Source organism: Bacillota bacterium, assembly GCA_024655925.1.
GTDB lineage: Bacteria > Bacillota > DTU025 > DTU025 > JANLFS01 > JANLFS01.
Map to the genome: position 1 here is coordinate 1 of JANLFS010000087.1, position 12334 is coordinate 12334.

The 12334-nt window shown below is 58.3% G+C and carries 11 protein-coding genes; all 11 read right to left on the minus strand.

The window, feature by feature from the left end; translation table 11 throughout:
* Window positions 1–376: 376 nt before the first annotated feature.
* Entirely contained in the window at window positions 377–1555 is a 1179-nt protein-coding gene (locus tag NUW23_12225; GenBank protein ID MCR4426931.1) for a UxaA family hydrolase, read from the minus strand.
* Window position 1556: 1 nt separating this feature from the next.
* The gene (locus tag NUW23_12230) at window positions 1557–1940 is read right to left on the minus strand and encodes a UxaA family hydrolase (GenBank protein MCR4426932.1); all 384 of its coding nucleotides are present in this window, start codon (window positions 1938–1940) and stop codon (window positions 1557–1559) included.
* Between the two features lie 227 nt (window positions 1941–2167).
* The gene (locus NUW23_12235) at window positions 2168–3421 is read right to left on the minus strand and encodes a homocitrate synthase (GenBank protein ID MCR4426933.1); all 1254 of its coding nucleotides are present in this window, start codon (window positions 3419–3421) and stop codon (window positions 2168–2170) included.
* A 115-nt stretch (window positions 3422–3536) separates the two neighbouring features.
* Window positions 3537–4565, minus strand: coding sequence for a hypothetical protein (locus NUW23_12240; protein ID MCR4426934.1), 1029 nt, complete (start codon window positions 4563–4565; stop codon window positions 3537–3539).
* Window positions 4566–4641: 76 nt separating this feature from the next.
* A complete protein-coding gene (locus NUW23_12245; protein MCR4426935.1) occupies window positions 4642–6555 on the minus strand; it encodes a TRAP transporter permease in 1914 nt (637 codons plus the stop codon).
* A gap of 109 nt (window positions 6556–6664) precedes the next feature.
* Window positions 6665–7654, minus strand: coding sequence for a TAXI family TRAP transporter solute-binding subunit (locus NUW23_12250; GenBank protein ID MCR4426936.1), 990 nt, complete (start codon window positions 7652–7654; stop codon window positions 6665–6667).
* Window positions 7655–7684: 30 nt separating this feature from the next.
* Complete coding sequence (locus NUW23_12255) at window positions 7685–8395, minus strand: class II aldolase/adducin family protein (GenBank protein MCR4426937.1); 711 nt, start codon at window positions 8393–8395, stop codon at window positions 7685–7687.
* Between the two features lie 29 nt (window positions 8396–8424).
* Entirely contained in the window at window positions 8425–9918 is a 1494-nt protein-coding gene (locus tag NUW23_12260; protein MCR4426938.1) for a tripartite tricarboxylate transporter permease, read from the minus strand.
* A gap of 24 nt (window positions 9919–9942) precedes the next feature.
* Window positions 9943–10422 carry a tripartite tricarboxylate transporter TctB family protein gene (locus NUW23_12265; GenBank protein MCR4426939.1) on the minus strand — a complete coding sequence of 160 codons (480 nt, stop codon included), beginning with the start codon at window positions 10420–10422 and terminating at the stop codon, window positions 9943–9945.
* Between the two features lie 71 nt (window positions 10423–10493).
* Window positions 10494–11489 (minus strand): tripartite tricarboxylate transporter substrate binding protein, encoded by a 996-nt coding sequence (locus NUW23_12270; GenBank protein MCR4426940.1) that lies wholly within the window; start codon window positions 11487–11489, stop codon window positions 10494–10496.
* 116 nt (window positions 11490–11605) lie between these two features.
* Window positions 11606–12334: dihydroorotase family protein (locus tag NUW23_12275; GenBank protein ID MCR4426941.1), on the minus strand; the 729-nt coding region annotated here is incomplete at its 5' end.

Below are 12334 nucleotides of genomic sequence, written 5' to 3' on the forward strand. Positions count from 1 at the left end.
TTTTGTCCGATTCAGTGCACACGCTGTTTGGTTTTCAAGGAACATCCGCCGCCTCTGCCGCATCACTGCCTCATCGGCGGCAAAATGTATACTACCATAGGGCTTTATCCTTGTCAAGCGTTTTTCAACAGCCAAATCGCGCGAAGTCCAGCTCAACCGCGCAGTAGTCACTTCCGCACAGTCGGCCGTGGGTAAGTCACATCCTCATCTCGGATAGGTCCATGATTACGGATCCCACCATGAAGAGGTTTCTCGTTCGGGACGGGTAGCGCAGCTCAGCCAGGTGTTACGCTCTACTTTCGCCCCCGCCCCAGTGTTGCCCGCACCTGCCGCGCGCCCGCCACGCATGTGCAACGACACCGCCAGGTCGTGGCACTCACATCGTATGCCCGATCCTAGTGATCGCGAAATCCGCGCATCCTAAGGACTCCGCTCGGGTGAGGCGGCCGGACGATACCTCAATCACCTCTCGGTAGATCTGCTCACCTACCTCGGGCACGGTCATGAGGCCGTCCACGATGGTGCCGGCGTTGAGATCGAGGTTGTCACGCATCCGATCGAAGGTCGCGGTGTTCCCGCATACCTTTATGACCGGAGCGATCGGGCACCCAGTCACCGCTCCCAGGCCGGTGGTGAACACACAGATCTGCGCGCCTCCAGCGACCATGCCAGTGATGGACTCAATGTCCTGGCCTGGAGTATCCATAACCACCAGCCCCCTGCTTGTAGGGCGCTCGGCGTAATCCAGAACCTCCATGATCTGAGTCGTCCCTGCCTTGTAAATGCAGCCGAGCGATTTCTCCTCAATAGTGGTGAGCCCGCCTTCGATATTGCCCGGAGTGGGATTGGCCCCTCGGATGTCCACACCCATCCGCATCGCTTCTTGTTCCATTCTTCTCACGATGTGTAGGAGCCGTTCCGCTACCTTGGGACTTGCGCACCTCTTCGCGAGTAGATGCTCTGCCCCTATTAGCTCGGACGTCTCGGACAGTATCGCCGTGCCGCCCGCAGCTACGAGGAGATCAGTGGCCACCCCGGTCGCCGGGTTTGCGGAAACCCCTGAGGATGCATCAGACGCGCCGCACTCAAGGGCCAGGATGAGTTCGTGGACGCCGCATTCTTCACGCCTCGCCTCGGACGTCTCCCTCACGAACCTGGACGCCACAACCACGCCGGCCTCAGCCGCCTTTACAGTTCCGCCAGCCTTTTGGATGATGATGAGCTCCACTGGCTTTCCGGTCTTCGCGATCTCTTCCGCGAGAACCTCGGCACGGCCGGTCTCGCAGCCGAGCCCGACAACCAAGACCGCAGCCACGTTCGGGTTGCTTCCGAACCCTACTAGCGTGCGCCGGGTCTGCTCCGCGTCCGCGCCCAATTGCGCGCAGCCGTGCTGGTGCGTAAGGGGAACAACCCCGGGGACGGCGGCGGCTATCCGCCGGACGGTGTCATTTGCGCATACCGCCGACGCCATGACCAAGACGTGGTTCCTGACCCCGACCGAGCCGTTGGGCCTCCGGTATCCCCAGAACACATCTCTCGTTCCACGCAGCTCCACCTCACCATTCACCCCTGCCGCCGCACGGGTTCTGACACCCGCGGCCCGGAACTGCCCTGTCCTGATCTGGCTTCGCAGCGTGCTCCGGGAGGTCTCCGCGGCCCCGCTTGCCCGACACGTTGTGAACATGCACGTGGGCGCCTCGGGGGATGGGAGCGGTCGCGGTGCCTATTACTTCTCCATACTTGATGATATCGCCTTCAGCCGGGATGTCATCTGTAGCCACCTTATGGCCGTAAGGGATGTCCTCAAGGGCCACGAACTCTTCGCGGCCCGCTCGAGAGGGCACGGCCTCCAATACAGAGCCTGCCGGGACGACGACCAGGGCCGTGGCTACGTTGTCTCTTTCGTTCAACAAGATAACCCTGTGAGTTCTGTCCACCATTAGCCGCTAGCCTCCGAAAGTAGTTCAGCTGCCCGTCTTACCTCAATGAACTCCTGTATACTTCTTGATTCCGTAGGTGAACACCTCCAAAGCGAGGGCCGCGCGGTGACCGGCGGAACCAGAACCAGTGAACGTTCATATACGGCACGCGCAAGCGGCGACCTACCCGACCCTCTGGGGGCGTCTTGCGGTCGCCGCTACTCTCAATTGCGCGAAACTCGACAGAATCACTTCTCCCGGAGAACGTCCCTCACGATTCGGAGGAAATCGTCCTCGGAAAGAAGACTCTTCATCACCCTGCCCAGGGACTTAACACGTTCCACAATGATGTCCACTTGCTCGTCGGTTGCCTTGACACCGTGCTTCTCCAGGTATTGCAGAACCGTCACTTTTCCGCTGCCCTTTCCGAGCACGAAGCGGACGGAGCTCTGTCCGACCATCTCCGATGTATATGGAGTCATGACCGGCTTGAAGCCCTTCTTGTTCATCTCGCTTATCACGTGGGTCACAACCCCGGACTCGATATCGAACAGATGCTGGCCCACAATGGGCTTGTTCTTCGCCAGGCGGAACTTGGATATCTCCTCCACTGCCTTGCTCACGTACATGATCTTGGAGAGATCGAGCCCAGTGTCTATTCCCCAGAGACACTCGAGGGCCATGGCTACCTCCTCCGTGGCCACGTTCCCCGTCCTCTCCCCGATACCGTTGATCGCCGTATGAACCCCGTCCGCTCCTCCGAGGACTGCGCCGAGGACTGCACCGACTGCCATGCCGAAGTCGTTGTGCACGTGGAACTCCAGCTTCATTCCAGGGAACATCCGGCGGAACTCTTCGAACGTCTCCTGGACGGCGGCCGGCGTCGCAACCCCGAGCGTGTCCACCAAGGTCAACGCATCGGGTCTTGCCTGATCCACGACAGCCTTGTACACCTTCTTTGAGAATTCAAGGGGAGCTCGGAAGAAGTCCCACCCCATGAAGGTCGTGTGCAGCCCATTAGCTTTGGCCATGCTCACCGCGGATACCAGGCGATCGATGACCTTTTCCTCTGTAAGGTCATAACCCCACCGACACATATAAGGGTTCACGGTGTGTTCCACCACTATGGCCCTGACACCACAGTCAAGAGACGCGTTGATGTCGTCCTTGTGGGCGCGGGCGAATGCCACGATCTCGGACTTGAGGTTCATGTTGACGAGCTTCTTGATGCCAGCGGCGATATCGTCCGAGACGATGGGCATGCCGGCTTCGATCCGCTGGACGCCTAGCTCAGAAAGGGCCTCCGCGATGACGATTCTCTCATCGGCCTTGAAGGCCACCCCAGGCGTCTGCTCGCCGTCCCGCAAGGTCACATCGTGGAAGTACACTTTGGCAGGCAACTTCGCGGTTATCGCCGGCGAGTAGTTGTGGGGAGATGTCCAGAATCTATCGTTGTCGAACCACGGTTTGCCCTTCAGTTGTTCCAGAGTCCATTCATCCATAGTTCTCTAAGACTCCCTCCACTGCCATTTCGATTTCGAGCCTCCGCAGGGGCCATGGCGCCTAGAACACTACGCCCAAGACGTGCGCCCTATTGGGGGCTTGCGCCCGGTGGGTCTACCAGACAGTCTGAACCTTGAGCAGGGGCGGTGCGGGCAGATGCTCGAGGACCTTGCCACGAATTGACTCAAAGCTCGCCAGTCCCTTGGCTTCCGCATACGCCTCCAAGTCCGCCAGTATCTTGAGGGACGCGTCAGGGTCCCTATACACTGCGGCGCATATGCCTGCGGCTGATGCGCCAGCCATAATTGCCTGCACAATGTCGTCCCCAGTCGTAAGTCCTCCCGTGGGGATCAAAGGGACCTTCGTGAGATTGGCCAGGTAGGCCGTGTGGAAAACCGTGCTCGGCCTGACCGGACCGGTAACCATCGGGGAGATGGGGATCTTCTTCTCCATCATAAGCCGGACGTTGCCGGGCAGAAGAGGTTCACCTGTATCAGTGTCAATGACTAAGCAGGGCATCCTGCCTCCCACGTAGGAATAGGCGTCCGGGGGACAAGTTTGGTCCAGAGCCTTTATGTACTCTTCGTTCAGAAGACGGCCCAAGGGTGCCTTGATCCAGACTGGACTGTTGACTCGGCGCCTGACCTCCGCGATCACCGACGCCGCGCGTTCAGAGGTCTCGGCCCAGTACTTCCCGAGTTGACTGTACTCAGGTCCGAGATGTGGGCCTGTGGACGGACACGCCATATCGATCTCAATCAGGTGCGCCCCAGCTTCACTTAGCTTGGCGGCATTGTCACCTATCTCTTCCACAGATCCGCCTGACACACTTCCCACAACCAGGCAACGCTCAGCGTCAGCGAGTCCCCTCGAAGCCGCGATGGCCTCAGCCATCTTGTCCACACCTGGGTTCTTCAGAGCCTCGGCACCGCTTAGCATAGTCTTGTGTTCGGGGTCGTACCAGAAGATACGCGGCAACGGGGCACCAGCCAGAGCCTTGGCAGTCACGGTCTTGCATACCACCGCTCCAAACCCCTTGGTTATGTGTTTCTTGATGTTACTAGCCGTGGCTGCGTAGCCCGCTGATGCCAACACCAACGGGTTCTTCAGCGTTACCGATCCGACTCTGACAGGCATATCCATGAGACTACCTCCCTAATAATAGCAGATACCGCGGTCAAGAACGAGCTCGCTTAAAGACGTCCACGTCTATCCTCGACTACGCTGCGCGAGGTTCACTGCCCCTTCTCTGCCGTCTCACTCCAAACACCAGCACACCGCCGATGAGTACTGCGGCGATGAGGTCGGTACTGCCGCCTGGAATCACCAGAGCCAATCCCGCGGCAAACAAGAGAATCCGCTCAAGCGCATTCCTTTTCACTAGGAAGAGACCTTCTATGGCACAAGCGAACATATAGACACCGGCAAGAGCCGTGGCGAACGCGAAGACGACAGAGACTACTGAGCCCTGCATGAGTAGTTGTGGTGAATAGGTGAACACGAACGGCACGACATATGCCACCGCCCCGAACAGGAAAGCGGACCACCCCGTGCGTCCAGGATGTGCTCCCGAGATCCCCGCCGCTGCGTAGGCAGTCAGCGCGACTGGAGGAGTTATGCAGCCTATCGCACTGTAATAGAAGACAAACATGTGGGCGGAGAGCGGGGACACTCCCAGCTGGATCAACGCGGGAACATTCAGAGCTGCCTGGATTATGTAAACCGCTGTGGCCGGCATGCCCATCCCCAAGATGATTGACGCTACGGCCGTGTATATGAGGGCGAGAAACACAGACCCATGGGCTAACTGAATGAGCGAACTGGAAAACTTCACTCCGATGCCGGTTATGGAGATGACACCGACGACGAGGCCCGCGCATGCGCAACTAGCAGCCACAGGTATGCTGTTTACCGCGCCGTCCTCAAGTGCCTGGATGAGGGTCTTGAGGCTCGGCCGAGTGGAACGTCCCAAGAAGGATACCAAGACCATGAGGCATATGGACAAGAAGACTGCCCGCATCGGCGACATTTCCCTAAGTATGAAGACGACTAGCGTCACTACGGGGAGGAACAGAGCCATGCGTCCAGCCAGAACTTGTGTGAGGTTCGGCAGTTCCTCACGGGCAAGTCCGCGCATTCCACACTTCACTGCCTCCATGTCCACGATGAAGAACACACACGCGAAATAGAGCACCGCAGGAATGAGGGCCGCCCAGGCCACGTGGGTGTACGACACGCCAAGATACTGGGCGATGATGAAAGCCGCTGCTCCCATGACGGGCGGCATCAGCATTCCGCCTGTTGACGCCACGGCCTCTACGGCTCCTGCCACGTGCGGATGGTAGCCCATCTGCACCATCAGGGGTATGGTGAATGTCCCGGTTGTCATCACGTTGGCGATGGGAGAGCCAGAAATGGTGCCCATCAAAGCACTGGAGACAATCGCCGTCTTCGCGGGTCCGCCTCGAAAGCGGCCGGTAATTGAGTAGGCCACGTCAATGAACAGCCTTCCGCCTCCGAATCTGTTCATGAGACTCCCAAACAGGACAAATAGAACGACGTATGTGGAGGAGACGCTGAGCGGGATCCCGTATATACCTTCACCGGTCATAACCAGGAACGATACCAGTCTGGTTATCGAGTACCCCTTGTGGCCGAGAAGCCCCGGGAAATACGGGCCGTAGAGCGCATATACCAGGAAGACAATGGCCGTTACGGTCAACGCCGGTCCGGTGGTCCGTCGCGCCGCTTCCAGCACTGCTGCTATCATGAGACACCCAAGCACTATCTGAAGAGTCGTTGGATCAGCCACACGCGCCAGTTGCGCTCTCCAACTGCTCAGCACGAACAGGCTGCCGGCGATGGACGTGGCGATGAGCACGATGTCCAGAAGCCCCACACGCTCGCGGGAACGGATAGAACTCGGGTAGACGATGAACGCCGGGACTAGCATGAGTACTAGATGTATGACTCGTACATCCATCGTAGACATGGCTCCGAGGCCGCCGTTGTAGAAATGGAACAGGCTGGCGGCCACCGCAATTACTGTCACTGCTGTGGCTACTGCACCAGATAGAGTTCTTCTCTCAATGCTGTATTCTCTTTGTGGTTCCGACACGGGTTGCTGGCCCATTTGGAGAACGCGCCTCCTTAGCAGGTTTGAAAGCTCTGTCCTGCCACCCGAATGCGTCATCTGCGGGGGCGGCGGCTTTCATGCCCGCCCCCGCAGAGGTAGTTGCCTGCTACTTCAATACGCCCCGTTCTTTGTAGTAGCGTTCCGCCCCAGGGTGGAACGGGATGAGACGGACACTCACCGCGGAAGCGAGATCGATTGATGTCGCCGATGGGTGGGATTGCTGTAGAGTCGCAAGGTTGTCGAAGATGCTCTTGGTTATCTTGTACACCAGATCCTCACTGAGTTTGGCATTAGCGATGACCACGTTGACGGTCCCAACCGTGTGAGTCACATCCGGCAGGCCGTATACCGATCCCGGGATGTCGACAGCAGCAAAATAGGGATACTTCTGAAGGAAAGCATCTCGCACCTGTGGCGACCATGTTATGATGCGGAAATCAACCCTCTTGGACGCTGCCAGAGAAGTGATAGCCGGTGAAGGCACGGGAGCTGCAACCAGCGCCGCGTCGACACGTCCGTCAGTGAGGGCCAGAATACCTTCATCGTACGACATGTAACTTGCCCGGAAGTCATTCATTGTGAGGTTGTGGAATTCCAGCATGAGCGGGAACTGGACGATGGCCCCACCCCCCTGAGGGCCCATGGCCACCCGCTTGCCTTTCAGGTCGCTCAAACTGCGTATTCCTGAGTCGGCTCGTACCACTATCTGGTATGCGCCTGGCGAGACCCCGGCAAAGAGAAGGCGTAGATCGGAATACTTGCGGTCATATGGGGGCTCCCCATGGTAAGCCATGTAGGCGAAGTGGTTGGTGAAACCGAGATCTGCCTCACCGGTTCCCACCAGCTTGGGGTTCTCAAGGCCGCCCCCGGTGACCTCGACTTTCATCTCCACATCAGGAACACACCGATTGACTATCTCCGCAATGCCGACGCCGATTGGGTAATAGGATCCTCCGATGCTTGCAGTGGCGATAGACAGGAACTTCCTTGCCGCGCCCGCAGTCCCACTGAAGCTGCCAACCAGACAAGTGGCCATCAACAGGCAGAGAGACACTATTGCCATGAGTCTGCTTCCGTTTCTAGTGCGACGGTACATGCGTCATCCCCCTTTGCATGTGGTGCTAGGTCACGTTGACTGACTAGTCTTCGTGGCCTGCTCATCACCGTATACCTTCAGGTAGTAAGGCCACGCACTGCTGAACCCTCTTCCGCATCTCACCTCCTCAGCCTTAATGACCTTGACGCCGGTGCCGATTGTATGCGCCGTGAGCTGGATGAGGGCATTCCGTTCCAGGGTGAAGGCATTGGCACACGCGTCTGCCAAAGACGGACCCACGACCACGTTGCCGTGGCCCCGAAGCAGGATTGCGAGGTTCGACCCAAGTGCCTCGGCGACCCGCGCCCCAAGCTCAGGAGTGTCTATCTGTTCGGGGAGGTCTAGGATGCGCACTTTCGGGCCAAATCCGACAGCCCTGTGCTCCACTGGAACGATTTCCGTGCCAGACACCGAGAATGCGATGGAGAGCACGGGATGGGCATGGACAATGCCTCCCACGTCAGGCCTGGCTTTGTAGATTTCCGAGTGTATGAACCTCTCTCCTGGCGCAGAGATTCTCCCCTCGATCTGAACGCCGTCGAAGCCGACTGTGATTATGTCATTCTCATCCATGTCAGTCAGAAGCTTACCGTCCTGGTGAATATGGCCAGGCATCAGGAATCTGTTTTCTCCGGGTACCCTCACGCTCGCATGTCCGAAGAGCAGCGTGAGGATCTCACCCCTGGCCAGTACTCTTATGGCGTTAGCTAGTTCCTTCTTGAGACCCAGGACAGATACCATTCGAGTTACCACCCCCATCTTGTTATGCTTCACGCAGCCTTGCTGCCTGACGTCGCTTTCCCCCTGCTTCGAAGCTCGGGAAGGATCCCAAAGGCCAAGCTGACCAGCAGGAGGCCGATCATGATCCAACAGAGCGTGCCGCGGAAGAAGATCCCGTAGGAGCCGCCGGATATGAGTAGAGCCCGCGAGAAGTTCCGTTCCATGAGAGGGCCGAGGATCATGGCAAGAACCGTACATACCATGGGATAGCCTTGCCTTCGCATTCCGTATCCGATGACCCCGAAGATCAGCATCACGATCACGTCCGCTATGTCAGCCCTCATCGCATAGGCCCCTGTGAAACAGGTTAGGAGTATGCACGGAATCAAGACCCGTTTGGGCACCTGAATGACTTTCGCAAACGTGCCTGAGAACAGAATGCCAAGTACGAAGAAGGCGATCTGGGCCAAGAACAGGCCGGCGAACACGGCATGAACTATGGATGCACTGCTCGAGAAGAGCTCCATCCCCGGACGTAGGCCCCATATGGTCAGAGCCCCCAGAAGAATGGCCGTGGTCGCGTTCCCAGGTATACCCAAGGATAGAGTGGGAATCAATGCCCCTCCCTGAACAGCATTGTTGGCCGCCTCAGGTGCAACGATGCCCGCGGGATTCCCTTTCCCGAAGGACTCGCGGTCCTTCGAGAAACGCACAGTCTCCGTGTACGCAACGAGGCTGGCGGCTCCGACACCCACTGCTGGTATTGCTCCGAACACAGTGCCTATCAGCGCGGACCGGATCAGGACGAAGGGATGTCGAAGCGCAGTCGCAACACCTCGCCAGACGCTGCCCGTGACCTTCCCGATTTGACTCTGCCCTCCGACCGGTTCCCCAGCCATCACGAGGATCTGTGATATGGCGAACAACCCTATCATTGCCGGGATGAACTGGACGCCGTCCTGCAGGTATAGCGTTCCGAAGTCGAAGCGGACGAACCCGGTCACGACATCATACCCGATGAGACTCACCATCAGGCCGAATCCCCCGGCGATGAGACCTTTCAGAGTCGAGCCACGGGAAGCCGTCGCAATTATGCTGAGGCCAACAACAGCTAACCAGAAGTATGCAGCTGGGCCAAACGCCAGCGAGAGCTCGGCAATCGGGGGAGCAAGGAACATCAAGGCGAATATGCTGAACGTTCCACCGAGAAACGAGGAGATGAGGGATATCCCCAGCGCGTCACCGGCCCGACCTGCTTTTGCCATGGGATACCCGTCAAAGCAAGTGGCAACGTTGCCTCCAGTCCCAGGAGTATTGATGAGTATCGACGAGATGGATCCTCCGAAGATATCTCCCGCCCACACCGCCATCAGGAATACCAGCGCACTGGCGGCGGCCATTTTGTACGTAAACGGCAGCAGCAACGCAATGGTGAGACTGGCCCCTACCCCAGGGAGAGCACCTGAGATTATCCCGATGGCACTGCCCAGAAGCACCAGTGCAAGGTTGACGGGCGAAAGGACAGTGGCAATGGCTTCAGCCACAGTTGAATCACCTCCGTGCGGTCATCATCGACCCATCAAGGCTCGACCGATGACACCTTGGGGTAGCGGCACTCCAAGAATCGAATGGAACACAACATAGAGCACCGCGCACGCGCCTGCGAGCACCAGGGCAGAGTTGACGGTGTGCTTCCTGTCAAGGGTGACGGCTACCCAAGTCGCGGCGAGGACAGATCCCACAATGTACCCGAGAACGGACCAGAGGATGATAGTCGCGGGCATGAGCAGAAACACGTGCAGGACCCTCTTCGCCGCATCCGTGCCCTCCGTGTCTGGTGCGGAGGGGACCGAGTCCGACTTGCCCGCCGCCTTGATCTTCGCTGTTTCGAGCCAGATCTGGATCAAGGCCAGTCCGATGGTAATCGTACCGATCAACACTGGAAGCCTTCTGCTTGAGAGCGGGTAGTCCCGGGCCATTATGGTGAGAACTAAACAGAACGCTATTGCCGCCACTGGGAGGACTAGCTGTCGGATGGCTCTCCGCATCTGATCCCTAAACCTCCTTGCCGATACGGCGCGAGGAGTCGAGGACTCTCCTCGCGCCGGAAGATGGGGGTCTACTGGACTTCCCGGAGCAACGGAAGGATGGCTTTGATGTTCTTGTAGTCCTCCATGGTCATGGCGTGGAACTCCTCAGCGGTAAGGGGCTCCAGGAGCACTCCGCTCTTCTCCGCCCATGCAGCGTACTCTGGGTCGCTGGCGGCCTTGTAGATCGCGTCCGCAAGCACTTTGGCGTGATCGGCCGGGGTGTTGGGCGGGGCCCACGCGCCTATTCCGTAGGGCACCACGACTCCCTTGTAGCCGAGCTCGTCCATGGTGGGAACATCCGGAGCCTGAGGCATCCTCTTCGGGGCATGGATCGCCAGCATCCGCATTTGATTGGCCTCGACAAAGCGCAGCGCGCCAGACAGGGGGTAGAGAGCGAAATCCGCGTGGCCTCCGAGTAATGCCGCTGCTTCTTCAGCCGCACCTTCGTAGGGGACGTGAACCGCGTTGATGCCCACGTTATGCAGGAGGTAAGCCGCCTGTACCTGCGACGTCGACCCCAGTCCTCCTCCTCCTGCCATGATGAGCTTCCGCTTCTTGGACGCCTCGAGCAGATCCTGGAATGTCTTAAACGGAGATTTGGCCGCCACCGTTATGACACGGTAGTCGCCCCCCACCCAGGACCCCAGGTGAACGAAGTCCTTCATGGAGTACTGAGTCTCTTCGTACAGCAATTCGCCGATGAGACGGGACGGAAACGCTGAAGCCACAATCGTGTAGCCGTCCGGTTTTACCTCACTGAAGACATACCTCATGGCCCTACGGCCTCCGGCTCCATCCATGTTCTCGCAGACCACCGGGACTCCCAGGTATCTCGAGAGTATAGGAGCAAGCCCGCGCGTCGACACGTCGATGCTCGAGCCTGGGCCGTGCGTGAGAATGATCTTGACAGGACGATTCGGGAATGTGTCTGCGCCGGCCAAGGCCGGACCAACAGCGAACAGGAGCATGGCAAGACTTCCGGCCACCCACGCCAAGCGAATCAGTAGACCACGCCTATGTGACATGCTTCACATCCTCCTTCGAAGATTCATGTCCCCAGTTACGTACGGCAACTAGCTTCGACCAACTGATCCAGCTGTCTTACTGGGCTTTACCCAAGTCACACCCCCCGGTCGTAGATTTACCTCGCCGGAGCCACGAACTTGCCGTATCCAGGAGAAACGACAACTTGGCCGTCTCGCATGACCTCTCTCCCACGAACGAGCGTAGAAACTGGCAGTCCGTGCAACTCCCATCCGTCGAAAGGAGACCATTTGCATTTCGTCTGGATCTCCGACCCGACTATCGTCTTCTTCTTGCTCATATCCACGATAGTGATGTCTGCATCTGACCCCACCTGAATCGTGCCCTTCTGCGGGTAGAACCCGAAGAGCTTAGCTGGAGCCTCACTGCAGAGGTGCACCACTCTGTCTAGAGAGAGCCTGCCCTCGTTTACATCCTTCAGAAGAAGCGGGAAGTAGTGCTCAATGCAGGGAGCGCCGCCCTGAGCCTGCCACATGTCGGTCCACCCGATTTCCTTCTCCTCGCGGGTGTGTGGAGAATGATCGGTGGCCATTATGAGAGTGAACGGCGCTTCCTTCCATGCGGCACGTATTGCCTCGGCATGCTCCGGTGGAGTCCACGACCCGAGCGCATAGGGTCCTATCTTCTCGACATCCTTCCAGGTCAAGAAGACATGCATCGGGTTCATCTCCGCTGTGACAGATATCCCTTCGGAGACTGCCCAACCTATCATCTTGATGGCTGTCGCTGTGTTGGTGTGGAGTATGTGGAGGTTGACCTTGGTGGCACGGGAGTAGAGTCCATATCCTGGTGTAAAAGGCAGTAGGCGATGGTGGCAGCAGGAGAG